At 51.0% G+C, this 24,470-nt stretch carries 17 protein-coding genes and 2 pseudogenes; 3 read left to right on the forward strand and 16 right to left on the reverse strand.

The features are described 5' to 3' along the window. The first annotated feature begins 471 nt into the window (after nucleotides 1–471). A complete protein-coding gene (gene porB / locus LVJ83_RS03060; protein WP_244786201.1) occupies nucleotides 472–1,566 on the forward strand; it encodes a trimeric porin PorB in 1,095 nt (364 codons plus the stop codon). Between the two features lie 200 nt (nucleotides 1,567–1,766). Here porB and LVJ83_RS03065 read toward each other — a convergent pair whose 3' ends face one another. From LVJ83_RS03065 to LVJ83_RS03120, 11 genes and pseudogenes are all read right to left on the reverse strand, one after another. Further along, on the reverse strand, nucleotides 1,767–2,429 hold the full coding sequence (locus tag LVJ83_RS03065; protein ID WP_244787624.1) for a DUF799 domain-containing protein: 663 nt from the start codon (nucleotides 2,427–2,429) through the stop codon (nucleotides 1,767–1,769). A gap of 2 nt (nucleotides 2,430–2,431) precedes the next feature. Next, nucleotides 2,432–2,785 carry a DUF4810 domain-containing protein gene (locus LVJ83_RS03070; protein WP_244786203.1) on the reverse strand — a complete coding sequence of 118 codons (354 nt, stop codon included), beginning with the start codon at nucleotides 2,783–2,785 and terminating at the stop codon, nucleotides 2,432–2,434. A gap of 142 nt (nucleotides 2,786–2,927) precedes the next feature. After that, nucleotides 2,928–3,602, reverse strand: a complete 675-nt coding sequence (locus LVJ83_RS03075; RefSeq protein ID WP_244786205.1) for a CsgG/HfaB family protein — start codon at nucleotides 3,600–3,602, stop codon at nucleotides 2,928–2,930. 292 nt (nucleotides 3,603–3,894) lie between these two features. Then, a pseudogene (locus tag LVJ83_RS03080) lies at nucleotides 3,895–4,827 on the reverse strand (DUF637 domain-containing protein); the annotation flags it as partial. A 163-nt stretch (nucleotides 4,828–4,990) separates the two neighbouring features. Beyond that, on the reverse strand, nucleotides 4,991–5,278 hold the full coding sequence (locus tag LVJ83_RS03085; RefSeq protein ID WP_244784648.1) for a hypothetical protein: 288 nt from the start codon (nucleotides 5,276–5,278) through the stop codon (nucleotides 4,991–4,993). Nucleotides 5,279–5,296: 18 nt separating this feature from the next. After that, nucleotides 5,297–6,835, reverse strand: a complete 1,539-nt coding sequence (locus tag LVJ83_RS03090; protein WP_244786207.1) for a DUF637 domain-containing protein — start codon at nucleotides 6,833–6,835, stop codon at nucleotides 5,297–5,299. A 204-nt stretch (nucleotides 6,836–7,039) separates the two neighbouring features. Beyond that, a complete protein-coding gene (locus LVJ83_RS03095; RefSeq protein WP_244787626.1) occupies nucleotides 7,040–7,966 on the reverse strand; it encodes an Imm49 family immunity protein in 927 nt (308 codons plus the stop codon). 25 nt (nucleotides 7,967–7,991) lie between these two features. Beyond that, nucleotides 7,992–9,137 (reverse strand): annotated as a pseudogene (locus tag LVJ83_RS03100) (VENN motif pre-toxin domain-containing protein); the annotation flags it as partial. A gap of 60 nt (nucleotides 9,138–9,197) precedes the next feature. After that, a complete protein-coding gene (locus LVJ83_RS03105; protein WP_244786211.1) occupies nucleotides 9,198–9,578 on the reverse strand; it encodes a DUF6853 family protein in 381 nt (126 codons plus the stop codon). Nucleotides 9,579–9,587: 9 nt separating this feature from the next. Further along, nucleotides 9,588–15,479 (reverse strand): two-partner secretion domain-containing protein, encoded by a 5,892-nt coding sequence (locus tag LVJ83_RS13630; protein ID WP_425316016.1) that lies wholly within the window; start codon nucleotides 15,477–15,479, stop codon nucleotides 9,588–9,590. A gap of 75 nt (nucleotides 15,480–15,554) precedes the next feature. Then, nucleotides 15,555–17,306, reverse strand: a complete 1,752-nt coding sequence (locus LVJ83_RS03120; protein ID WP_244786213.1) for a ShlB/FhaC/HecB family hemolysin secretion/activation protein — start codon at nucleotides 17,304–17,306, stop codon at nucleotides 15,555–15,557. Nucleotides 17,307–17,742: 436 nt separating this feature from the next. Between LVJ83_RS03120 and LVJ83_RS03125 the strand changes: the two genes are divergently transcribed. Continuing rightward, a complete protein-coding gene (locus LVJ83_RS03125; protein ID WP_244786215.1) occupies nucleotides 17,743–18,234 on the forward strand; it encodes a disulfide bond formation protein B in 492 nt (163 codons plus the stop codon). A 202-nt stretch (nucleotides 18,235–18,436) separates the two neighbouring features. On the opposite strand, the gene LVJ83_RS03130 is transcribed toward LVJ83_RS03125, so the two are convergent. Continuing rightward, nucleotides 18,437–19,885, reverse strand: a complete 1,449-nt coding sequence (locus tag LVJ83_RS03130; RefSeq protein WP_244786217.1) for an alanine/glycine:cation symporter family protein — start codon at nucleotides 19,883–19,885, stop codon at nucleotides 18,437–18,439. Nucleotides 19,886–19,909: 24 nt separating this feature from the next. On the opposite strand from LVJ83_RS03130, the gene LVJ83_RS03135 reads away from it, so the two are divergent. Then, the gene (locus LVJ83_RS03135) at nucleotides 19,910–20,116 is read left to right on the forward strand and encodes a hypothetical protein (RefSeq protein ID WP_244786219.1); all 207 of its coding nucleotides are present in this window, start codon (nucleotides 19,910–19,912) and stop codon (nucleotides 20,114–20,116) included. 47 nt (nucleotides 20,117–20,163) lie between these two features. On the opposite strand, the gene LVJ83_RS03140 is transcribed toward LVJ83_RS03135, so the two are convergent. The 4 genes from LVJ83_RS03140 to LVJ83_RS03155 all read right to left on the reverse strand — a co-directional run bounded on the left by LVJ83_RS03140 (nucleotide 20,164) and on the right by LVJ83_RS03155 (nucleotide 24,458). Then, complete coding sequence (locus LVJ83_RS03140) at nucleotides 20,164–21,408, reverse strand: NAD(P)/FAD-dependent oxidoreductase (protein ID WP_244786221.1); 1,245 nt, start codon at nucleotides 21,406–21,408, stop codon at nucleotides 20,164–20,166. Between the two features lie 28 nt (nucleotides 21,409–21,436). Then, entirely contained in the window at nucleotides 21,437–22,384 is a 948-nt protein-coding gene (locus LVJ83_RS03145; protein WP_244786223.1) for a 4-hydroxyproline epimerase, read from the reverse strand. 39 nt (nucleotides 22,385–22,423) lie between these two features. Next, nucleotides 22,424–23,455: an Ldh family oxidoreductase gene (locus LVJ83_RS03150; RefSeq protein ID WP_244786225.1), complete on the reverse strand. Its 1,032-nt coding sequence runs from the start codon at nucleotides 23,453–23,455 to the stop codon at nucleotides 22,424–22,426. A 103-nt stretch (nucleotides 23,456–23,558) separates the two neighbouring features. Next, the gene (locus LVJ83_RS03155; RefSeq protein WP_244786227.1) at nucleotides 23,559–24,458 is read right to left on the reverse strand and encodes a dihydrodipicolinate synthase family protein; all 900 of its coding nucleotides are present in this window, start codon (nucleotides 24,456–24,458) and stop codon (nucleotides 23,559–23,561) included. Nucleotides 24,459–24,470 lie beyond the last annotated feature (12 nt).

Below are 24,470 nucleotides of genomic sequence, written 5' to 3' on the forward strand. Positions count from 1 at the left end.
ACTGATGTGGGTATGGATGTAAGCCTGCTTGATACGAGCTTCACAATCCCGATCTCAAAAAAAACGGCGCAACATGACCACGCCTGTCAGTATTCTCCAATTTTCATCATGCCTTTTCATCACATCGGTAGCAAAAGAAACTTGCCCGCAAGCCCGCCAAGCCGCCTCGGGCAGGCTTTTTGTGTGCCAAAAAGCAACAAAAGTCTCAATGTGTTGTAAACCTGCAAATAAGAGAATTTGTTTTTTTATCATTATGATTTTAAAATGATTTAAATTTTTGTGTGGGCTAAATCACACACTTTTCAACGTAAATGCCCACATCAAAAGCCGATAAAGTTTGTTTTTTTACAACGAAGCAATTATATTAGCAGACATGAAATCGCTAACGCTGCGATGAATGCAAAAGCTTGGATGGATTTCATATACCCCCATTTAAGTTTGTTTTCTTAAACATAGAAAAGGAATACAGCAATGAAAAAAACTCTGATTGCTTTGACCCTGGCGGCTCTGCCGGTTGCAGCTTCTGCTGACGTAATCCTGTACGGCCAAATCAAAGCCGGTGTAGAGGTTTCTCAAGTTAAAATTGGTGATGATAAATCTAAAACTGCTACCGAGATCGCTGACTTCGGTTCACGCATCGGTTTCAAAGGCCACGAGCATCTGGGTAATAACCTGAACGCTATTTGGCAAGTTGAAAACAATGTAAATGTTGCTGGCGGCGGTTCTTGGGCCGGTCGTGAGTCATTCATCGGTTTGGAAGGCGGTTTCGGTAAAATCCGTGCCGGTAAACTGGAAACCCAACTGAAAAACATGGATGCGATTGATCCGTGGGAATACAGCAACAACGCGCTGGGCTTGGGCGTATTTACCCGTACCGGTGAGCGTGTAACTTCAGTTCGTTACGACACCCCGGTTTGGGCTGGCTTCAGCGGTAACGTTCAATACACCCCGCGTGACAACGCTAATCCTACTGATAAATACACTCACGAAGATCCGTCACGTGATGCTTACTACGCTGGTTTGAACTATGAAAATGCCGGCTGGTTTGCTCAATACGGTTTCGGTTTCAAAAACAACAACTATGTATCTGGTACCAACGGCGAAACCAAAGATGGTTACGCTCACCAATTGCAAGCCGGTTATGATGCCAACAACTTGTTTGTAGCCTTGGGTGCTCAATACACTAGCGGTTGGGATACTTTAGGTTCTTACGCCGATGCATTGTCTAACGGTGCTTATGGCTACGTACCTGCAGGTACTGTTGTAGATGGTGACGTCACTCCTTGGAGTGCTGATGATAACGGTATCAAAACCATTGAAGCTGCTGCTACTGCCGCTTACCGTTTTGGTAACATCACTCCGCGTATCTCTTACGCTCACGGCTTCAAACCGAAAATGGCTGGCGAAAAACTTGACCTTGAATACAACCAAGTTGTCATCGGTGCTGACTACGACTTCTCTAAACGTACCAGCGCTCTGGTTTCAGCCGGTTGGTTGAAAGCCGGTAAAGGCGACAGCAAAGTGCAAAACACTGCCGGTATGGTTGGTCTGCGTCACAAATTCTAATCTCATGATTAGTCTTGAAAAAGAGCCTGCAATGCAGGCTCTTTTTTTATCTTGCTATTGTTGTCAAGCAGGGCAGTGCAGTCGGAAGGTATAGGTTGGGTTAGGTTTCTAAAGGCGGTAACCTAATAATTGACAAAAACATAGCGCCGCCATGGCATACATGGCGGCGCTATGTTTTTGTCAATTTAGCCGATTATCGGTTATTCTACTGCCTCTCTTTGTCGGTAATGAGGTGAGCGTGGGCCATACAGCATGCCATTCATACGACCTGCAGCCAGCAAACGTTGGCTGGTAATGCCTGCAATATCATGGCTTTTATCGCTTAAATTGCTGGCAATCTGCTGGATAGCTGCTTGCACCAACATCACCAATAAACCCTGATTGCCCTGATTTTCTGCGCTGGAAGCTGTTGCCGTGCCACTCCAAAGCTTCGCGCCGGTACGTGCATCCAGTAATACCGCTTCAGCCGTTACACGCGTGTCGCTCACCAATACCTGATAGCTGGTGCCGTAATGCTTTACTTTTAAATACAGCACTGCATCGGCACCAAAAATATCATGCAGCTTTTCGAGCTTCACCGCATGGATATCAGCCGGGCTATCCAAACCGTTTTGGCGGAAAGTCTGCTGCACCAACGCAACCGGGAATACATAATAGCCGGATTCCGCCAGCGGCATTGAAGTTTGCGATAACATTCCGTTAACCGCATTAACATCCGGTGATTCATTCAGCGGCGGCAACACCAAAATCGATTTCGGATTACTGGCTTTGAAAGCCGTATAATCATAAGGCGCAGGGGCTTGGGTAGCGCAACCGCCTAATAGCAATGCAACCGCCGTAAGCCCGATACAATATTTTTTCATCATCAACTCCCTTGAGCGGCGGCCACAGGTTTTTTCAATAAAAAATCCATAAAACGGGTAGATTCCGGAAATCGGGTTTTCTCTTCAATAAACGCTTTTTCCGCCAGCCCGGCCCGACCGGTTTCCACATACAGCATACCCAATTGGGCATACACCCCCGGCGCTACTGTTTTATTTTTTGCTGCCGCCTTGTTCAAATATTGTTCCAGCGTTGCAATTTGCGCATCAGCAGCTTGTTTGCCCTGCATCCCCTGATAAACTGCAGATGGGTATTGATCCCAATAATAAAGTGACGGCGCCGCTGTACCGCAAGCCGCTGTCAAGCACACCAAAGGCACTAAAAAAACAGCCTTCATATCCATTTCCCTTGTTGATTAAATATATGAAAAAGGCACACAAGGCGCCTATTTCCTCTGATATTGATTCTAAAGTAAGCTGATTAAGTAGACTGAAAAGAGCCTATATGCAGCAATAGGGAGCCAATAGTTTTCATGAGCATTACTTCACAGGCCGCCACGCCCCCTTGTCCACGCCATCCACCAATGTATTGACCGCCTCACGAACAGCCAAATCGAGAACCTTAGCGCTTAAGGTCGAATCATAGCCGGCGGTGCCGCCAAAGCCGATAATTTCACGGTTAGACAAATTAAATTCACCCGCCCCCTGTGCAGAATAAACCACCTCAGAAGTGGTTACATCTACCACATTCAGGCTGACTTTGGCATAAGCCACTTGTGTTTTACCGCGCCCCAAAATGCCAAACAATTGATGGTCGCCCACCTCTTTACGGCCAAACTCAGTCACGTCTCCGGTAATCACATAATCCGCTCCCTTCAACACCTGAGCCCTACCGCGAATCCCCGCTTCAGCCTTGATTTCCGGCATATTGGTGCGGTCAAGCACATTAAAGCGGCCGCTTTGCTGCAAATAAGTCATTAAAATCGTTTTCGCCTGATTGCCCAAACGATCTGCTCCATCAGAAAATACACCTTGCTGAAAGCCGGAACGATTATCAAACTTGCCCACCGCAATCGGGCTGCGAATACCTTGATACTGAGCCGCCGTTGCCGCACTGCGAACCTGCGCGGTTTCCAATACCCGCGACGATTCAGTAGCACATGCGGCCAACACCAAAGCCGTAACACCACTTAAAACAAAATTTTGTACCTGCATTATTTTCCCTTTCAATAAATAGAAAGCCCGGTTATTTATCTAAATAGCTTTCTTTTCCAATCTTATCAAAAATAAAAATTTATATCAATAAAATAAATTTTGGTTATAAAATGTGAAGCTACCGTACATCAAAGGCCGCCTGAAAACAAAATTTCAGACGGCCTTTGCTCTAAACTATAGAAACGGCAATTAAATAACTGAATTTTTTAAATCAATCTAATTGTTTTAAAAAGAAATTAACAAAAGATTTTTAGAATTAAAATTGCCGAATCTATAAATTACCTATGTCCCAGATGGTTTCAAGTGCATTATTTTCTACTGCCGTTTGTGCAGCATTGGCAGCAACATCAACATTTCCCCCTGCTAAGCCGACGGTTGTAGCTGCTACCAGTTTTGCATAGGCAGTAATTCTGGCTTTTTCAGTGTTGATTTCTTTTAAAGGCATATTGCTGAAATCAGTATTTTTAGTCAGATACTCGCCAACAATTTCGCCCACAGCGGCGCCAATCGCGCCATCTTGGCATTTGCCCTTATTCGCTGCCGCTGCTGCACAGCCGGCCATGGCATGGGCGACTTTGTGGGCGATGTAGTGGTTGTCCAAAGCTTTAATCTTGCTCGCCGCTGCACCATGCCCGGTTTGCACCAAAGCACTCAATATGGCATTTTCCAAACTGTCTTGCAGACTGCCGCCGTTGATGGCGGTGTGGGTAGCGGCGGCGGCACTTGAATTAATCAGGTTGGTGGTAAACGTACCCGCCCAACCGTAGCCGGTGTTGGCCGCTACTTGGTTGCCGGCATTGGCGGCAATATCGCCCAAACCGTTTAATACGCCGGCGGTAACGGCTGCGGTAACGACTTGCTTGGCTGTGCTGCTGCGACCAAGGTCTTTCAGGGCTTTGCCGATATCGCCTTTGTTGTTGATAACGGCGATGGCGGTTTGGCTGTAAAGGCTGGTCAGTGCTGCGGCTTTCATTGCGGCTGCGGTACTGATGGTTGTGGTTGCCGCGGTGGCACCGGCTGCGGCGCCGGTGCCGGCACCGTATGTGAGTATGGTAACAATAATAACGATAATCGCAGCACCGGCACCGGTAAGGCCTTCGTGTTTGTAGTCCCATTTTTGGTATTCGAGCTGTACCTGGTTCCAGTTGACGTCTTTGGCCATCTGTAATTCTTTCAGGTAGGCGTATTCGGGCTGTTTGGCGAGTTTCTCGATTTTGTTTTTTAATTTTAGGCCGTCTGAAATAATTAATTTTCAGACGGCCTTGGCTTTAATATTTTTCAATATTGATGAATGTTTGGAAAGTCCGTGTGTGTTCCTTGAGGAACACAGCTAATCATGCAGGCTACGCTTGCTAATCGTACCTAAATCTGCTAAATAATATTTACACTTACTCAAAACAATCTACTTTAAACATTTTTCTAGAAAATGTTATAAATCTAGGATCCTTCCTTTCTTCAAGTATACAGTTTGAATTTTTGGGCAAAATGATTAACCCTGATCTTAAACTTATCCATTTATCATTGGGAAATGTGTTTTTTTTACTAAATTGTGGATCTCTCTCTATAACATTAAAACCTTGCTCTTTATCATCTATATAAACTTGAGATCTTATATCTCTTTTATATGAACAAGAGGATAGTAGTAAAAATATAAATAAACTTAAAAAAATTTTCATAGTTAGTTTCCTGTAATTTTATGGAATAAATTCAAATAATTGATTTTCTGTTTCGATAATATACATTCCATTTGAATTAGGTTTGATAATTGTTTGTTTAGGATCGAAATTGTGCATTAACCCTGTTGGTGTTGTCATAAATGTTCCTATATTTACACCTAGCATTTGCTTTTTGCTGTGATTGTAGTAAATTCTAGAATATTCGACTCCATTAATTTTTGCATTATCTGCAATTGAAGTAATATCTTTCATCATATTAATTTCTTTTTTTACAGCTAGCTCATGAGCAAAATTATAGTATTTATCTTCTTTTCCCTGTAGAGGGATAAGATGAAATTTATCTTTAACTATTTGCTCATTAAATTCATGAGCAATGAGAGCATTACCCGTCAATACAATTTTGTTAGCATCCAATTTTTCCATGTCGCCTACGTCGAATCTCCCCGTGATCCAAGAGCCGCCAGCTGTTGAGCCATCGTTGTAGACTAGGGTAATTTGAGCAGTACCCGTTTTGTCTTGAATAATGTTGTTTAACATATTATAGAAGGCTAATTGTTTAGCATTTAAGTTTGCTGTTGTGGCATTGCCAATCGGCACAAGAGTTATGATTTCATAACCTTGGTTGTTAAATTTTCCGGTACCTTTAAGCTCAAATTTTCCATCCAGTTCATTTTTCACCTTATCATTAAATCTTTTTTTGGCTTTAGGATTACTTTTAGGATTGAAAGCCAAAAGATTATTTTCTAAGGCAGTTTTAGCCGTGTTAGCAGCCACATTCACATCCCCGCCGGCCAAGCCCGCTGCCGTACCTGCCACCAGGCGTGAGTAGGCTAGGATTTGTTTGTATTCTTCAGGGTTGAGGTTTTTAACATTTCGGCCGTTCAGTAACTTTTCGCCAACAATTTCACCCACAGCGGCGCCAATCGCGCCATCTTGGCATTTGCCCTTATTCGCTGCCGCTGCCGCACAGCCGGCCATGGCATGGGCGACTTTGTGGGCGATGTAGTGGTTGTCCAGGCCTTTGATTTTGCTGGCGGCTGCACCATGGGCCGTCTGAACCAGTGCGGCTATGATGGCGCTTTCCAAACTGTCGCCCAGGCTGCCGCCGTTGATGGCGGTGCTGATAACGGCGCTGCTGCCGGCGTTGGCCAGGTTGACAGTGAGGTTGTTGAGGGTGGCGCTGTCGCTCCATTGCAGTGCTGAAGAGGCGCCGATTTTATCGGCTACGCCGGCGGTGATAACGGCGGTAGCGAGTTTTTTGACGGTGCTGCTTCTGCCCAGATCTTTGAAGGTTTTACCTAGGTTGCCTTTGTTGTTGACCAGGCTGACTGAGGCTTGGGTGGCCAGCGACAGGAAGGCGGCATTGGCCATGGTGGCCGATATGCCGGTTACGGCGGTGCCGCTCAGTGCGGAGGCGATACCTGCGCCCGCCCCGCCGGTAACGGCGGCCAGCGCCAGCGCAATAATTGCCGCTCCGGCGCCGGTGAGGCCTTCGTGTTTGTAGTCCCATTTTTGGTATTCGAGCTGTACCTGGTTCCAGTTGACGTCTTTGGCCATCTGTAATTGTTTCAGGTAGGCATACTCGGGCTGTTTGGCGAGTTTCTCGATTTCGGTTTTTAATTTTAGGCCGTCTGAAATAATTAATTTTCAGACGGCCTTTGAGTTAATATTTTTATATTGATGAATGTTTGGAAAGTCCGTGTGTGTTCCTTTCGAAATACACCCTATTTATGCAGAGTAGGCCTGCTGAATAAGCCTGTGCTATGTTTGTTTGCCGAATTTAAGTTTATTAGTTTTAAATGTATAGTAATCTATCCAATTGTGCAAAAATTCATAAGGCCAGCTTAAATTGTATTGCTTCATAAAATCAAAAATATCCCGATAGTCTCCTTCTGCGAGAGGAGCATAGTTAATTAATTCTTTCGGTGCAATTTCATGGTCTATTCCCAAATCAAAGCCGTGCATAGATGCCAGTTTTGCATAAACTACGATTTGAGGTTGCAGATAAAAATCAAAATACGTTAAAGTTTCTTTCGCTGCCGCTCGTGCATTTTTTGGAGTAAATAATGGTTGTAATGCTGCTTGCATGGCAGGAATATCTTGCTCTGCAAAGGCCAGATAAAAATGGTAGTCGTTCATCCTTTTTAGCATCCATTTAGTTGGCTTTGGATACTCCAATACATTCAGACTCCGTTGCTTCAACCTAGCCAATTGTTTACCCCCCAACATCAGCAAAGTGTTGTAAATCATATGGCGGTTTAAATCATAGCGATCGAGAAAAGCTTCTGTATCACTGGATATCAAATCAATATTCCGTATCAAAAAATCTTTAATTTCTAGGCTGTCACTTAATATCATTGGAAACATAGGTTCTCCAATATTAATCATATCAGCCGGGAAAAAAAACGGTTCTGGATCAAAGTAACTTACACTCTTTAGAATGGCTAATTTGGAAAGAATATGGGCATGTTGCTTAAATTTTTTAACATTTTTTTCAAATAAATAGCTATAGGATGTTTTCGCATACACATCACTATATATATTTCTCATTGCACCAAAAGGGGAGCCTTTTTTTTCATCAATATACGACAGATTATCTAAACATTCTTTATTAAATGCTAGATTTATATCAGTAAGAGTTTGGGTTAGATGTTGAAATGATTCTTTATCAGTACACATTATGTTCATAGTAGTCATATTCTTTACCATTTATTTATCGTTGGAGTTTATTTTTAGCAGGAACCTGAATCGGCAAAATAACGGCTTTCCCTGTTTGGCGGTCAACACCGGTAATTGCCAATTTCAGCTTGCCATTTCGGCGGGCTTCTCGAACGGCTGCCCTTGCGGGATCGTTCATTGGAAGCTTGTCCACCACCATATCAACCCAAGCATCACTCATTTGTGTATGTCCGCCAGCGGCTTTTGCGTTCAATTGAATCGTACCATTTTTGATTTGTTTACTTTCACTGAGAATTACCACGCTACCATCTTTGGCTACCCAAACATGGTCAAAGCCATTGTTATTACCATATTTCCCACCACGAATAACTGCAAAATTATTCTGCTTTGCTAAAGAATCAAATAATTGTTCAGTTACTTTTCCGGTTTTATCTTGACCTTTTTGAACTTGATTTAAAAGCTGCAAATCTTTTTGGGATCTTACAGATAATTCCGTTTTTGCCATATTATATTTGGTTTGATTGATGTAGCCATGTTGAGTTGCTGAGGCCATAACACCATCTAAGATTTTTTTCATGCCACTTAAATCATTGGCAACTTTTGCCGTTTGATATGCCTGTTTCCCTGTTTTTAGGCCGGGAATGAAATCAGACAATGCAAAAAGATAATCAGCAACAGTATCTGCTTGTCTTATGCTATCGATTGCTCCTACTATAGGCAAAACGACGCCTGTCGCTGTTATTACATATTCTGCATATTCCTTTGGATTTTTATTAATCCAATCTTGTTGGTCTTTTTGGATTTCATCACAACGACTGCCTATGCATTTAGGATACAGAGCATTATTCTCCACCGCCACCTTAGCCGCATCCGCAGCCGCATTCACATCTCCGCCGGCCAAGCCCGCTGCCGTACCTGCCACCAGGCGTGAGTAGGCTAGGATTTGTTTGTATTCTTCAGGGTTGAGGTTTTTAACATTTCGGCCGTTCAGTAATTTTTCGCCAACAATTTCGCCCACAGCGGCGCCAATCGCGCCATCTTGGCATTTGCCTTTATTTGCTGCCGCCGCTGCACAGCCGGCCATGGCATGGGCGACTTTGTGGGCGATGTAATTGTTGTCCAGCCCTTTGATTTTACTGGCGGCTGCACCATGGGCCGTCTGAACCAGTGTGGCTATGATGATGTTAGAGTAGGAAAAATGTTTAAACAGCGTGGACAACGATTTTCCACACTGCTCAATTTATTCATTATTCAACAGTGGCCAGGGAAAATCGTTCGTTTTATAATCTGCTCTCAATAATGTTGATATATCGGTTTTTATAGCGTCAAAATTAAGAGATAGATTGCCTGCATAAATCATAGCCATGCATAGTGCATCACTAGCGATTTTAAAATTGTTTTCATTTATTGCAATTTGATACTCATCCATATAGTGCAAGAAATTGTTTATATCTTCTTTGAATTCATTATCCCAATCCCCTTCCGATGTGTAATCTTTAAACCACCTCATTTGTCCTTGTTCATGAACGATATCTTTTGATATTTTTGGATCTGTTAAGTCAAACCCTTGATTAAATCCTAAATTAATCAAGCTTTTTTTTACGTCATTTAATGTTTTCATGGAAATTTCCTATTTTAAGTTTAATTTACGACCTATTGCTGCTTTGGTTTTAGTTTGATTTACCGAACCATTCATATCGAGAACAAATCTAAAATTACCATTTTTATCAAAAATCTCTAAATGATTTTTATGTTGTCCATCCAAATAAAACCTATCACCTGTTTTTAATAGTCCTTGGCTCTTCTGAACGGTATAAACAGACTGCCCTTGATACTGAAACTTTGTCTTTTCTGAAATTTGAGAAAGTTGTTTACCAAAAGGATTGTGTTTCATATATGTGCTCATATTCGGAACACCGCCTACATTAGGGATATAAGGTTTATTTTTTGCTAAATAATCATTAACCTTTTTAGCAGCCTCTCCTCTATTGGCTTTATTAAGCTCTGTACCCACTACTATATCAATGATTGCCCTTGCATCGTTCCAATCCAATGTTCCGTCTGACAATGTAATCAGGTTGTCTGCTAAATCATACCCCTCATCCTTTAAAGTTTGTTTTAAATCTTTGGTTGTGATTTTGCCATTTCGCAACCCTTTCTTAGCGGCTTTATAAACAATTTTTGCTCCAGTAACTACCGCTTTAATAGCATTATTTTCTACTGCTGTTTGTGCTGATTGAGCCGCTACATTCACATTCCCACCGGCTATACCTGCTGTGGTACCGGCTACAAGTTTTGCATAGGCAGTAATTTTCTTAGTCTCTTGCTCTACTTGCTCTAATGTCATGCTGCTGAAATCGGTATTTTTAGTCAGATGCTCACCAACAATTTCCCCTACTACCGCGCCAATCGCACCGTCCTGACACTTATCCTTATTCGCAGCGGCCGCCGCACAGCCCGCTACTGCATGGGCAATCTTATGCGCAACATAGTGCTGATTCAGCCCTTTAATTTTGCTGGCGGCTGCACCATGGGCCGTCTGAACCAGTGCGGCTATGATGGCGCTTTCCAAACTGTCGCCCAGGCTGCCGCCGTTGATGGTGGTGCTGATAACGGCGCTGCTGCCGGCGTTGGCCAGGTTGACAGTGAGGTTGTTGAGGGTGGCGCTGTCGCTCCATTGCAGTGCTGAAGAGGCGCCGATTTTATCGGCTACGCCGGCGGTGATAACGGCGGTAGCGAGTTTTTTGACGGTGCTGCTTCTGCCCAGATCTTTGAAGGTTTTACCGAGGTTGCCTTTGTTGTTGACCAGGCTGACTGAGGCTTGGGTGGCCAGCGACAGGAAGGCGGCATTGGCCATGGTGGCCGATATGCCGGTTACGGCGGTGCCGCTCAGTGCGGAGGCGATACCTGCGCCCGCCCCGCCGGTAACGGCGGCCAGCGCCAGCGCAATAATTGCCGCTCCGGCGCCGGTGAGGCCTTCGTGTTTGTAGTCCCATTTTTGGTATTCGAGCTGTACCTGGTTCCAGTTGACGTCTTTGGCCATCTGTAATTGTTTCAGGTAGGCGTATTCGGGCTGTTTGGCGAGTTTCTCGATTTCGGTTTTGAGTTTGCCTTTGGGGATGTCGGCAATATAGCCGCCGGGCGCGCTGAACTTGGGCGGGGTGGGGCCTTCGAATTTGGGCAGTGAAAGGGTGTCGGTAACGCTGCCGCTGCCGGCCATGCTCTGCCAAACGGTTGAGTTGGATTTGCTGGTTTCTTCGGTGTTAACGCGGGTAACGATGCCTTTGAGGATGATTTGGGCATCGGCACGGGCTTTGGGGCCTACGCCTGCTTGAATGTTTGCACCGGCCAGCCCGGTTTCGAATTCGGTGCCTTCGAGCACGGTATCCCAACCGGAGCGGGTATTGACGCCTTTGGCAATCACTTTTACCGGCAGTTTGGTTTCGGTAAGCTCTTCGCGTTTGTAGTCTTTGTTTTTGATTTTGATGCCGATCAAGCGGCTGCTTTTGGTGGTTTCGCGCTTATGCAGGTGTTTGCCCTCTATGGCGAGCAGGTTGAGCGCTTCTGCTGCGGTGAGGGTAACGCTGCCTTTGGGGGCGTTGAAACGGGTAGAGTAGGCATCAATATCGCCGCCTGATTGGATGCTGATGCCGGCACCGGCATTTAATTCGGTGGGGGCGGGCATAATCAGGTGGTTGGTGTTGCGGGTGAATTTGCTTTTGCGGATAATGCCGCCGCTTTTGCTCTTGGTTTTGAGAAAGGTGTAGGCATCGTTTTCGCCGCTTTCAAGCAATACATCGCTGTAGGCCTTGATGTCGATGCGGCCGTTGGGGGCGTTGAGCTGTGATGCGCCGATAATGATGCGTGCGTTTTCATGGGCGGCGGGTGCTTCGATGTTGATGCCTTGTTTGCCCTGCAGGCGTGAGGGTTTGTTGATAATGGCTTTGTCGTAATGGCTTTTGAAGCGCTCGAGGCCGATTTCGTAGCTGTCGGCTACGCCGTCGACAAAGATGGCGCTTTGGGTTTGCCCCTCTGTTTTGGGCAGCAATCCTGCTGCTTGCAGGGTGAGTTTTTTCTCGGCCAGTATGTCGGAGCCGCTGATGTCGATGCCTTGGGCGGAAATCAGGTTGATGTGTTGGCCGCTGAGGGTGGCCTGTTTGTATTCATGGCCTTTGGGTTTGTGACCTTTAACGGTTTTGTTGATGGCTTGAATATAGAATTCGAGACGGCCTTTTTCGTTATCCCAGGCGGCCAGGCGTTTGTCTTTGGTGTTGACTTTTTTAACCGCTTCGATTTGCTGCTCCAGCGCACGGATGTCGCGGCGCAATTCGGCTACTTTTTGGGTGGGGGTGTAGTCTTTGAAGGTGCTGCGCACGGCATCGATATTCAGTGTGCCTTTGGTGGTGCCCACGGTCAAGTCTCGCCCTGCGGCAATCTTGGCCGCCTGAATGTCGGCTTCGCCGGCAATCAGTTTCATGCTGCCTTTGGCGCTCAGTGCGGAGGTAACGGCGGTAGGGTTGCCTTTGCTGCCGGCTTTGCCTGCAAGGTTGAGCTTGCCGCCGGCTTTGAGGCTGAAGTCGCCGTCGGCGGCAAGGGTGCGGCCGGCATGGATGTTGATGTCGCTTTTGGCTTCAAGGCTGATGTCGCCGTCGAGGCTTTTGAGTTTGGCATCGTTTTTAAGCAGGTTGCCGCTTAATGCTTTTACGGTTGTGCTGCCGGTTAGCGATAGGCCGCTGCCGTTGGATTTGAGATGTACGGCACCGCCCTGCATGGTGCTGTTGTTGGCGGTATGCCACCAGCCGCTGTGGATGGAAAGTATGCCGCCTGCTTTGAGGGTGTTGGCGGTGCTTTGTTTGTCGTTTTGCAGGATTTGGTTGTTGCGGCTGCTGACGGCCATATGCCGCCCGGCGTTGGCATTGAGGCGGTTCAGGTGTATTTTGCCTTCGGCGGCGATGGTGGTGTTGTGTGAAGAAGTGCTGTTTACCTGATTCAGCGTCAAATCTTGTTTGGCGGCGATATTCAGCCCGCCGCGGTTGGCGCTCAGGCGGGCGTTGTTGATGCTGACGGCGCCGCTGCGGCTTTGGGCGTCGATGGTGTGGGCGAGCAGGGTGTTTTGCTGCTTGCCGTTGCCGATGGTCATTTCTGCGCCGGAAACCAGGCGGATATCGCCTGCGGCGGCGTTGATGTCGGTGTTGTCGGTTTTCAGACGGCCTTTGCCGACCGAACCGAGATAAACGCCGGCTTTGGCCTTAAGCTCGCTGGAAATGCTGCTTTCTTGATAGGCATACGTGGTGGTTGATTGTGTTGTTTTTGTCCCTGCGTTTGTTGTCTTCACTTGTGGTTGTGTCACTTTGACAGACGGAAGGCCGTTCTTCAACACGGAGGTTTCTTTTTTGCTTGTGCCGAGCGATTTGTGGCGGCTGGAGAACCCTTTGGAAATTTCTGTAACCTCTATAACTTCTTTCACGGTTTCCAGATGCACGGGCGGGGCATTGAGATGAACATTGCCCTCTGCCAGCATGCTGACATGCCCGGCTGTGGCCTCTGCTTTTAGTCCATCTGCGGTAATATTGCCTGCTAAAGCGCTGACTTCGATATGATTACCTGCTGCCAATTTGGTTTTGCCCAATAATTTGAAATCGGTATTGCCCGGGCTGTTTTGGAAGCCGCCTGTTAAATTTATATCGCCTTTTAATGCCGTCAGCTGAAGATTGCCCGCTGTGGCTTTCAAATTCACCTTATCCACGGCAATGCTGCCTGCCTCAATGCTCAAATTTTTAGCGGCATTGAGGTTTTTAACAGCGGTGGCTTTGATGATGGCTTTAGCGCCCGCTTTCAGGTTCACGTTTTGGGTGGCGGCGGGCAGCTCTGCGCCTACGGTAAGGTTGAGGTTTTGCCCGGCATGCAGGTAAACGGCTTCGGCGGTTTTAACGGTGGTGTTGGCGTGAATATCGTTGTCGGCCAGCGCTACCACGTTTTTGGCGGCGCTGAGGCTGCCGCTGCTGATGTGCACATGAGCCGGCGCGGGCTTGGCGGTCAGTGATGCGGGCTTGGCGGCTTCGAGATGGATGCTGCCCGCGCTGCTGGCCAAATGGGCGGCGTTGGCGGCTACCCGGTCGTTGGCTAAAACGCTGATGTCTTGTTTGGCGGTCAGTGTGCTGTTGTTTTGCAGTTGGTTGCTGCCTTTGGCGGTGGTGTAAATATGGCCGCTGCTGTTCAGTTTGGCATCGTTAACGGTGAGGTTGCCGCCTGCGGCTGCGCTGATGCTGCCGCTGCCGCTGTTGGTGAGGCTGCTTTTTTGATTGATGTGCAGATGGCGGCCGGCATCGAGAATTATGCTTGAGGCCGTCTGAACGTGGCTCTGGCTGACGGTGGTATTGCTGAGCACCAAATCGCGCCCGGCATCCAACACCATCAGGCCTTTGCTCTCGATTTTGCCGGCGGCGGCATCAATATCGCCGTTGCCGCTGTTGGCTGCGGTATCGGTGGTGCTTATGCTTAAATAAGTCGGTGCTGTTTCTGTTGAAACCGCGGTGGTGCGGATTGTGCCCGTGTTTTCCACTTTGCCTGCGGCTGTCAGCACCAGCTGGCGGCCTGCCTGCAAGGTGCCGGCATTTTTCACGCCGATGCCTTTTTCATTGGCAATCAGGGTAATACTGCCGGCATACATGCTGCCCAATGCGGCGGTATCGATGGCAACAGCAGGTTTGGCGCCGTCTGCCGTGCCGTTGGTGATTTCCCCGCCGGCATAATCAATGTTTTGCGCCCCGGTAGCAACGGTCAGTCGGTTGGCCTGAAGCTTGCCCTGTATCAGCGCCGAACGGCTGAGAATTTCGGTGTAATCGGCACCGCCGCTGCCGGCATCGGCCCAGCCGCCCGCACCGACGCTTACCGCACCCCGGCGGATGTCGAGCTTTTGCAATGCGCCATCCTTAATCAGCGGCGCGCCCGTGGTCAATACTGCCCGGTGTGCATTTTTGAAGCCGCCGCCGTTCACTTGAATGCCTGCCGGGTTGGCCACGATGATATCTGCTTTCGCGCCCTCTACGCTGATGATGCCGGCCAGCTTGCTGGGCGAAGTGCTGCGGATTTCATTCAAAATCACTTTGGCCGAGCCTTTGGCCAAATGCGGATTGCTGCCGCGGTGGTTGTTTAACACCGCCCCTTTGGCATCGACATCAAACTGGGTGTAGCGGTTATGGCTGAGGCCTTTTGCTGTCGGGGTTTGAATATTGACCATCGGTGCGCCGCTGCTGTGTTTCAACACCGTTGCCCGTTGGTTGGCCGGCGCGGTTTTATCGGCCACAATCTGCGCTTGGGCAAAGCCGATGCCGCTGCATAAAACCAAACAGCCGGCCAGCATCGGCATGCCGGCAGAAAGGGTGTTCGGCAAGCCGGCCGCGCCCGGGCTTGGCGTGCCGCTGTCTTGAGCGGATTTGCCTTCGCGGGTGGCGTTTTCGGCTACGGCCATCATGCAGCCGCGCCTTTTATTGAAGATGGTTTTATGCAGGTGTTTGTTCATTGGGTTTCCCTTGGATTGAATTGAGTAAGTGTCAGGCCGTCTGAAACTATGTTTTCAGAACGCCGCAGGTTATGGTTAGAAGTTGTAGTTAAGGTTGAAGCCGTAAGTGGTAGCGGCTGTTTTTAAATGCGCCGGTTTGCTGAGGGGCTTGCCGGCAAATACGTTGTAGCTCCACACGCCGCCCAAGCGTTGTGTGCCTTTTAAGCCGATAACGGCGCCGGCAAGTTTCTGTGTGGGCAGGCCTTGTGTGCTGAGGCCGGACACGCGGCCGTAATCCAAGCCGGTATACAGTTGGTGTTCGGGCAGGTAATGCCAGTTGAGGTTGTTTTGCCAAAACCAGCCGCGCTCGCCGCTGAGGTTTTGTTCGCCGTCAAAGCCGCGCACGGTATAACGGCCGCCGATGCTCAGGCGGTCTTGCGATACTAGCGGCGATTTATTCCATTGGGCGTAAATTTCGGTGTCGTATGAAAAAACTTGCTTACCAATACCGAACGGCATGCCGGCGCTCAGCGAGGCGGTGAGGATTTTCATGCGCGATGTGCCGGGTATGGTGTCGTTGTCGTCATTGAATTCTTCCGGTGCTTTCAGGCTGCCCTGCATGCCGGTGCCGCGTTTGTAGGCCAAGATGCCGTGAATGTCTGCCCGCCCGAGCCGGGTGCGGTGGCTGAGCTCCGCGGCCCAACCGGCGGTTTGGCGGCGTTGTACTTCTATTTCGTTGTTGTCGTAGTATTTGCGGGTTTGCCGGCGCCACAGTTTGGCGGTGGCGGTGGTTTTGTGGCGGGCGTTGCGAAACAGCACCCGGCCGGCGCTGATGCTGCTGCTGTAGCTTTTGCCGTTGTAATCGATATGGCTGTTGATGCCTTCGGTGGCCTCGTGATAGCGGTAGCCGCTGTGGTTCCAGGCCCACAGCCAGTTGGCGGCAGGCACTGAATAATGCAGGCTGTAGCCGCGGGTGCCGCTGTCGGTTTTGATGCCGTCCCGGTCGGTGTAGCTGGCTTTGTGGCGACCCAAATCATGGTTGTAGCTCAAATACAGCAAATCGCTCAGGCCTAAAGGGTTGTCGATCGAAAGTGCGGCATAGCCTTGATATTTGCCGGTGGTTTTGCTGCCCGAATCATTGATGCCGATATCGAAGCGAAACGGCCGCTCTTGCTGCCAGCGCACGATAATATCGCTGCGGCCTTCTTGTTCGCCCGGCTCGATGCGGATATCGGCGGCAACGCTTGGCAGACGGCGCAGGTTTTCCAGCCCTTGCTCCAAATCGCGCAAATTCAAAATATCGCCCTGCGCATTGGGAAATTTGTTGGCAAACGCGGAAATACGGCCGCTGTGCTCGGGGCGGCCGTTGTTTTCTTCATAACGGATATTGCCGGTGCGCCCCGGCTGCACGGTAAAGGTCAGGCGGCCGGCGTTGAGATCTTGTGGGGCAATATAGACTCGGGTGGTGATAAAGCCTTGGCTGATAGCGATATTTTGCGCCAGCGTTTGCAGCTGCTGCATGCCGTTGCTGCCGATACACATGCCCGGCTGAAAGCCGGATTGCTTCATCAGCTTGGGCACAATAAAAGAAAACGTTGTGTGCTGATCGCCGCTCAGCACGATTTCATCAACGGCCATACAGGGGTGTTCGGCTTCGCCCGGCTGCCATGCGGGCTGCGCTGCGGCCTGCCGGTCTAAACGGACATCAACCGCGGGGGTGAGTTGTGCATCCAGCTGCTGTTGCCGTTGTTGGTTGCGGATAAGCTCGGCATCGCCATCATGGGCGAAAGCTGCGCCGGCTTGGCTTGAAAGTGCAAAAATGAATACTGATTTTGTGAGGGAATGCATAGAGTTTTATTGTTTATGGAGTAAAACGTTTTTAAATGTAAAGTTTGCGCAAGATATCATAATCGCTAATCGTTATCAAATAGTTTGATTTAAATTGTATAAAGAAAATACCAAAGTGTGGTAAGCCTGCAAAATAACGGCAGCGTGAATATTTTGGGGGGATGGGATGATTAAGGCCGTCTGAAACGGTGAAAATGCAGTTTCAGACGGCCTGAGGTTTCCTGATATCGTTGGCGCGGGATTTTTGCTCTCGGCTTTGGAGCGGGCGGGGATGGGGGCATTATCACTTGATTATTGATTTGCCCGAAGCCATCTTTTCCCCTAAAAGCGCTGGCAACGGCAGCTGAAGCGTTTTATACTGCATCATCTCCCATCATTGTTATTTTATTTCAGACGGCCTTGATAGATGGATGAGGCCGTCTGAAAACATCTGATTATGAATTTATTCCGTAAAACCCTGTGGGGTATTGTTGTACTTTCTGTTTTGGCGGCCGCCGGCTCGTTTTTTTCGCAATATGTCTTGGGGCTGAACCCCTGTGTGTTGTGTATTTTGCAGCGGGTGTCGGTGTTGGCGGTGGGTTTGGCGGCGTTGTTGGCGGCGTTTTCTGCACAGCGCAGCAAAGCGGTGCGTTTGGCCGGGGCTTGTTGGGTGAGCGTGCCGGCGCTTTATGGTGCGGGGGTGGCGGTGTATCAGCTGTGGCTGCAAAGTCTGCCGCCGGGCACGGCGCCTGCCTGCGGTGCGCCGTGGACTTTCCGTTTGCGCGATTGGCCGCTGTTTGATGTGTGGGAGCCGGTGGTGCGCGGTTTCGGCGATTGCGCCGTGCCCGATTATTTTCTCGGAGTGCCGCTGCCGGTGTGGAGCGTGTTGTATTTCGGTTTTGTGTTGCTGTTGGTGTGGGGGGCGTGGTTTAAAAGCCGCCGCGTGTAGTATGGCCTGATTAAAATACCGATAACAGTAAAAGCCCGGCAGTTTATGTCGGGCTTTTGCTTTTGATGGCTTTCACGTCCTCATACTGAGGGGCGGGCCGAAGGCAGTGTCTGCATACGCAGCGGCGCTTTCGTGGGTGAAATCATCTCTTGGTGCACACGTGCGAGAAAGTGAAAGCCGGTAATGTGGAACGGTTATCGGCTCAGCGTTTGTGGCGGCGATTGTATTCCACCCAAAAATCGGCGTTGTCGATGCCGCAGCTGTGCGGGTCGAATACAGGGTCGCGACCGGCCTGCTTTTGGCGTTCGTAATCACGCAGCACTTTAGCCGCCGGTTTGGTGAGCAGCAGAATCACCACCAGATTGAGATAACACATGGCGCCGAAGCCGATATCGCCCAGCCCCCACATAATATTGGCGGTTTGGATGCTGCCGAAATAGACGATGATTAGGAAAACGATTTTCAGAAACCACGGTTTGCCCGGCAGGCCGAGCTTTTCTTGCAGGTAAACCAGCGTGGTTTCGGCGATATAGTAATAAGCCATCAGGCAGGTGAAGGCGAAGAAAAAGATGGCCACGGCCACAAACCCCGGGCCGATGGCGGGAAACACGGTGCCGATGGCCGCTTGGGTGAAGGCGGCGCCCGCAGCAACGCCGGGCAGGTGTTCGACCAGGGGCGCCGCAGCATTGGGCGGAATCACGTTATACATATTGGTGGAGAGAATCATCAGCGCCGTAGCGGTGCACACCAAAACGGTGTCGATATACACTGAAAAAGCTTGCACCAGCCCCTGTTTGGCAGGGTGGGAAACTTCGGCGGCGGCCGAGCTGTAGGTGCCTTCGCCGGCCCCGGCCACATTGGAAAACACGGCGCGGCGCACCCCCCAAGAAATGGCATAGCCCGCCATGCCGCCGAATACGGCATCGATGCCGAATGCGCTTTTCATGATCAGCGCAAACATGCCCGGCAATGCCGGCAGATGGGCCAGCAGAATAATCAGCATCATGGCGATATAGGCCAACGCCATAAAGGGCACGATAATATCGGCCACATTGGCGATGCGTTTGATGCCGCCGAAAATAATCAGCGCCAGCGGTATCAGGATAATCAGGCCGGAGACCGCCGGCTTGAGGCCGAAAGCGCTTTGAAACGAATTGGCAATGGTGTTGGCCTGTACGCCGGGCACCAGCAGGCCGTAAGAGAGGGTAACGACCAGCGCCACCACAACGGCAAATAGCTTCATTTTCAAACCGCGTTCGATATACCACGGGCCGCCGCCGCGGTATTGGTTACCCACGCGTTCTTTATAGACCTGCGCCAGCGTTGATTCGACAAAGGCACTGGCGCCGCCCAGCAGCGCCATCACATTCATCCAAAACACCGCGCCGGGCCCGCCCGCGGCAATGGCGGTGGCGACGCCGGCAATGTTGCCCACGCCGACACGCCCCGACAATGAGATGCAGAATGCCTGAAAAGAAGAAATGCCGGCTTCAGAAGCTTTATTTTCTTTCAGCAGGCGCAGCATTTCTGCCAGATAGCGGAATTGCACGCCGCGGGTAACTACGGTGAAATACAAACCGACGCCCAATGCCAAATAGACCAAGGCATCACTCCAGATTAAATTGGCCAGGCCGTTAACCCATTTTTCCATGGCTGTTTCCTTTATAGATGTGGTGTGGAAGGGAAAGTGCCGGGGTGTCCTGACCATTTGATTGACGGGTGCGTTTTGGGTGGCAAAAAGCCCCGTCAATCAAATGGTCAGAATGCCCTGGTTGTGTTGCTGTCGGATAATGTTTGTTTTCAGGCGGCATCATTTATGGATATCAAAGGCCGTCTGAAAGAAATATTGATGGTTGATGCTTCATTGATAAAAACAGCCTGACCGTTGTTTTGCCTTGCCGGCTTATGGTTACTGGTTACGGCTGGGTTTTATCCGGCAAAGCGGTTGAGCCGGAAAGGGCGCAAATCGTGTGGCGGGGGCTCGTCAAAATAAAGTGCGGCGATGGCGGCTGCCGTGGTGGCGGCTTGTGTGAGCCCCAAATGCTGGTGGCCGAAAGCCAGCAAAACATTACCGCTGCGGTCAATCACCGGCAGGCTGTCGGCCGTTGTCGGGCGGCATCCCATCCATTCGGAAGCGCCGTCGGCATCGAGCGGTTGCGCCAGCATGCCTTCGGCCAGCGGCAGCAGCTTGCGGGCTCTGGCCATATTGGGCGGCGCGCGCAGCCCTGCGTATTCCACTGTGCCGGCCAGCCGCAGCCCGTTTGTCATCGGGGTCATGATGAAGCGGCGGTCGGCGCTGGAAACCGGTATCTTCAGACGGCCTTGCTCTGCCGGCAGCATCAGGTGGTAGCCGCGTTCGGTGTCGAGCGGCACATTAATGCCGGTCAGTTGTTGGGCCAGCGTTTTGGAAAACGCACCGGCCGCCAACACCACTTTGGCCGCCTGCATCATGCCTTGGCCGGTGAGCAGGGTCAGGCCGCCGTCGGCGTTGATATGAGCCTGATACACCGTGCAATATTCCTGTAGGCGGCCGCCCATACCGGTAAAGGCTGTTTTCAATGTTTGGGTGAGCGCATCGAGGTTGACGATGTGGCCGGTGTGCGGATAAAAAAGTCCGCCCGATTGGTTGGCTGCTAATCCCGGCTCGCGTTCATGCAGCGCTTCGGCAGACAGCCATTGGTTTTCCACTCCCAGGGCATTCAGGGTGCGGCCGTGCTTTTGCAGCGCATCGGCAGTTGCGTCCTGTTCGCAGACCAGCAACGAGCCTTGTATTTGCAGCCACGGTGCGAGCCGCCATTCACGGGCAAACTGCTGCCAATCGGCCAGGCAGCGGCTGTTGAGGGCGAGCAGGGCTTGATGGTTTTTTTGAAAATGCTGCGGCCGCATATTGAGGACAGCATGCCATGCCCACGGCAGCAGCTTGGGCAGATAGCGCCAATCCAGCCGCAGCGGGCCGAGCGGGTTAAGCAGCATGGCCGGCAGTTTTTTCAACAGGCTAGGATCGGCCACCGGGTAAACTTGTTCGGTGGCAATGTGGCCGGCATTGCCCCAAGATGCGCCGCCGCACACTGCGCCGGCATCCAGCAGCAACACCGGTGCACCCCGTTTGCGCAAGGTGGCGGCAATGCTCAGGCCGATGATGCCGGCGCCGATAACGATGGTGGGTGCGTTCATATCAATTGCCTTTCAGACGGCCTGAATATCAGGAAATACCCCATTTAAAAGGGTCTTGTTCATCAATCAGCAAAGTATTTTCGGCGCAGACCCACGCTTGGCCGCGTATGTTCGGCAAAATGCTGCAAGCATCGGCAGCGTGGGTATACCAGGCTTGAAAGCGGCTGCCGATAATGCTTTCCTGCTGCCAAACCGTGTCGGGCGGCAAGCGGCCGTCGGCAGCCAGGCAGGCGAGTTTGGCGCTGGTGCCGGTGCCGCAGGGCGAACGGTCGTAAGCGCCGCCGGGGCACAGCACGAAATTGCGGCTGTCGGCATGCGCTGTTTCGGCGAAAAGCTCGATATGGTCGATGGGTGCACCGCGTTCACCGCAGATGCCTTGTGCTTGCAGCGCCTGCATAATGGCTTGTGTGACGTGGGTGAGGCGTGCGGTGTTGTCGGCGCTCAGGCGCTCTTGATGCTCGTTAACCAAAAAAAACCAGTTGCCGCCCCAGGCAATGTCGCCTTTCAGACGGCCTATGCCGGGCACGTCGACGGCAACGGCTTTTTGATAACGGTAAGCGTGCACATTTTGCAGGCTGACGCTGCCGTCTTCGTGCAATGTGGTTTGGATATCGCCGACCGGTGTTTCAATGATGTGTTTGCCTGCGCTGATGGCGCCCAGATAGGCCAGTGAGGCGAGCAGGCCGATGGTGCCGTGGCCGCACATGCCTAAATAGCCGCTGTTGTTGAAGAAAATCACACCGCAAGTGTGGGCGGGGTTTTGCGGTTTGCACAACAATGCGCCAACCAAGATATCATTGCCGCGCGGTTCCAAGATAACGGCTTTGCGCCAGGCGTCGTGTCGGGTTTTCAAAATATGCAGGCGTTCTGCCATGGTGCCGCCGCCTAGGTCGGGAAAGCCTTGGTACACCATACGGGTGGGCTCGCCGGCGGTGTGGGAGTCGATGATTTTCACGGCATGATAGCGGTTGGACATGGGCGGTTCCTGTGAGAAAGTGTGACTGTGGAAAGCAGATTAGTGCAGTTCGGTCGGCATCAGGCCCGAGCTCATTTGTTGGAGTTTGGCCAGGTTTTCGCGGCTGATGCCGATGCCGCGGCTCAATGATTGCGCCCGGGCGGCATAGCGGCGCTGCGAGGGCAGCCGGGCGCCTTGTGCCGTAAATTCGGCCAGCAGCTTCTGCGTGTGTGCGGCGGGCGAAGCGGCACCGAAGGCATCCGGCGCAAACGCAATCAGCAATTCGCCGTGCCGCGGTGCCAGCAGGCGGCCGTTGTCGAGCGCCGAGCTTTCTATGCTCAGCAAATCGCCGATCAGCACGCCGGCCAGCAACTCAATCATGGTGGCAACCGCCGAGCCTTTGTGGGCGCCGAAAGTGAGCAGTGCGCCGTCTAATGCCGCGGCCGGGTCGGTGGTGGGGCGGCCTTCGGCATCAATAGCCCAACCTTGCGGCAGCGGGGTGTTGTCGAGCCGGTGCAGCTCCACTTCGCCGCGTGCTGCCACCGATGTGGCAAAGTCGAATACATAGGGCAGGCCGCCGGTACACGGCCAGGCAAAAGCCAGCGGGTTGGTGCCGAGCAGCTTGCGGATACCGCCGGCGGGCGCAACATAAGCATTGCTCGGGCACATGGCCAGGGCGGCCACACCGGCTTCGGCCAATTGCTCGACTTCGGGCCACAGCGCAGAAAAGTGTACGCAGTCGTTAATGGCCATGGCGGCAATGCCGAAGCGCCCGGCCTTTTCGGCCAGCAACGGCGCACCGCATTCAAATGCCAAAGGCGAAAAACCGCCGCGGGCGTTGACCTTGATAATCGGTTTGTCATCGCTGTGGCTGATTTCAGGCACAGCTTCTGCTTCGGCCACGCCGCCCTGCAAGGTTTTCAATACCCCGGCAATACGGTAGAGCCCGTGCGAACGGCATTGGTCGCGTTCGGCCTTCACAATGACACGGGCAACCGCATCGGCATGACGGGCAGACAAACCGCCGCCGCTAAGCGCCGCGCTGACCAAATGGTGTAACGCATCAAAAGAGAGGTAAACCTGATCGTTCATACTGCCTCCTACTAACCCGTGCGTAAAATAATGCCCATTCAAAAAAATAATCTAACGGCGTTGGCCTGCCTGAGCTCGAAGCGGGCAGAATGACCGGGCTCGATTATGGCAAAGTCGGGCGGGTGGCGGCGCATTGCTCCACCATGGCGGTTACTTCGGCGCGCCGTGCGCCGGTCAGCGGCATACGCGGCATACGCACGGTTTCGGTGCCTCTGCCCATAATGGTTTCTGCCAGCTTAATCGATTGCACCAAATCGTGTGCCGCATCCAAATGCAGCAGCGGCATAAACCAGCGGTAGATTTTCAGTGCCGTTGCCAAATCGCCTCGTTCGAATGCGGCCACCAGACCGACCGATTCTTCGGGAAAGGCGGAGGTAAGGCCGGAAATCCAGCCTTTTGCACCGAGTATCAAACCTTCCAGCGCCACATCGTCCAGGCCGGCAAAGATTTCATAACGATCGCCGAATTCATTGATCAAATCGGTAAAGCGGCGGCTGTCGGGGGCGCTTTCTTTAATGGCAACAATATTTTCTACATCTTTCAATTGATGCAGCACGCCCGAAGTGATGCCGACACGGTAAGCCGGCGGGTTGTTATACAGCATCACCGGCAACGATGTGGCCGAAGCCACTGCTTTGAAATGGGCAACCAACTCATCTTCGGTGGGCACATAGACCATGGCCGGCAGCAGCATCAGGCCGTCTGCACCGATTTTTTCGGCATCGCGGGCATATTCGACCGCTCTGGCGGTATCCAGCTCGGAAACACCGGTTACAACCGGCACGCGCCCGCGGGCGGTTTCTACCGCACCTTGCAAAACACGCCGTTTTTCTTCGGGCAAGAGCGAATTGTTTTCTCCGCAAGTGCCTAAAATAATCAGCCCGTTAACACCGTCGTTGATTAAAGCGTCCTGCACTTTTTGGGTGGCGGCGTAATGAATCGAATAATCGGCATTGAATTGGGTGGTGGCGGCCGGGAAAACGCCGTGCCAGGTGGTGTTCATACTGTTTCTCCT

Source organism: Uruburuella testudinis (assembly GCF_022870865.1).
In the GTDB taxonomy this organism is placed as follows: domain Bacteria; phylum Pseudomonadota; class Gammaproteobacteria; order Burkholderiales; family Neisseriaceae; genus Neisseria; species Neisseria testudinis.

Excerpts from the sequence above, each read along its gene's own strand:
- porB (WP_244786201.1), top strand. The coding sequence starts at position 472 with ATGAAAAAAACTCTGATTGCTTTGACCCTGGCGGCTCTGCCGGTTGCA.
- LVJ83_RS03065 (WP_244787624.1), bottom strand. The coding sequence starts at position 2,429 with ATGAAAAAATATTGTATCGGGCTTACGGCGGTTGCATTGCTATTAGGC.
- LVJ83_RS03070 (WP_244786203.1), bottom strand. The coding sequence starts at position 2,785 with ATGAAGGCTGTTTTTTTAGTGCCTTTGGTGTGCTTGACAGCGGCTTGC.
- LVJ83_RS03075 (WP_244786205.1), bottom strand. The coding sequence starts at position 3,602 with ATGCAGGTACAAAATTTTGTTTTAAGTGGTGTTACGGCTTTGGTGTTG.
- LVJ83_RS03085 (WP_244784648.1), bottom strand. The coding sequence starts at position 5,278 with ATGAAAATTTTTTTAAGTTTATTTATATTTTTACTACTATCCTCTTGT.
- LVJ83_RS03090 (WP_244786207.1), bottom strand. The coding sequence starts at position 6,835 with ATGGCCAAAGACGTCAACTGGAACCAGGTACAGCTCGAATACCAAAAA.
- LVJ83_RS03095 (WP_244787626.1), bottom strand. The coding sequence starts at position 7,966 with ATGAACATAATGTGTACTGATAAAGAATCATTTCAACATCTAACCCAA.
- LVJ83_RS03105 (WP_244786211.1), bottom strand. The coding sequence starts at position 9,578 with ATGAAAACATTAAATGACGTAAAAAAAAGCTTGATTAATTTAGGATTT.
- LVJ83_RS13630 (WP_425316016.1), bottom strand. The coding sequence starts at position 15,479 with ATGAACAAACACCTGCATAAAACCATCTTCAATAAAAGGCGCGGCTGC.
- LVJ83_RS03120 (WP_244786213.1), bottom strand. The coding sequence starts at position 17,306 with ATGCATTCCCTCACAAAATCAGTATTCATTTTTGCACTTTCAAGCCAA.
- LVJ83_RS03125 (WP_244786215.1), top strand. The coding sequence starts at position 17,743 with ATGAATTTATTCCGTAAAACCCTGTGGGGTATTGTTGTACTTTCTGTT.
- LVJ83_RS03130 (WP_244786217.1), bottom strand. The coding sequence starts at position 19,885 with ATGGAAAAATGGGTTAACGGCCTGGCCAATTTAATCTGGAGTGATGCC.
- LVJ83_RS03140 (WP_244786221.1), bottom strand. The coding sequence starts at position 21,408 with ATGAACGCACCCACCATCGTTATCGGCGCCGGCATCATCGGCCTGAGC.
- LVJ83_RS03145 (WP_244786223.1), bottom strand. The coding sequence starts at position 22,384 with ATGTCCAACCGCTATCATGCCGTGAAAATCATCGACTCCCACACCGCC.
- LVJ83_RS03150 (WP_244786225.1), bottom strand. The coding sequence starts at position 23,455 with ATGAACGATCAGGTTTACCTCTCTTTTGATGCGTTACACCATTTGGTC.
- LVJ83_RS03155 (WP_244786227.1), bottom strand. The coding sequence starts at position 24,458 with ATGAACACCACCTGGCACGGCGTTTTCCCGGCCGCCACCACCCAATTC.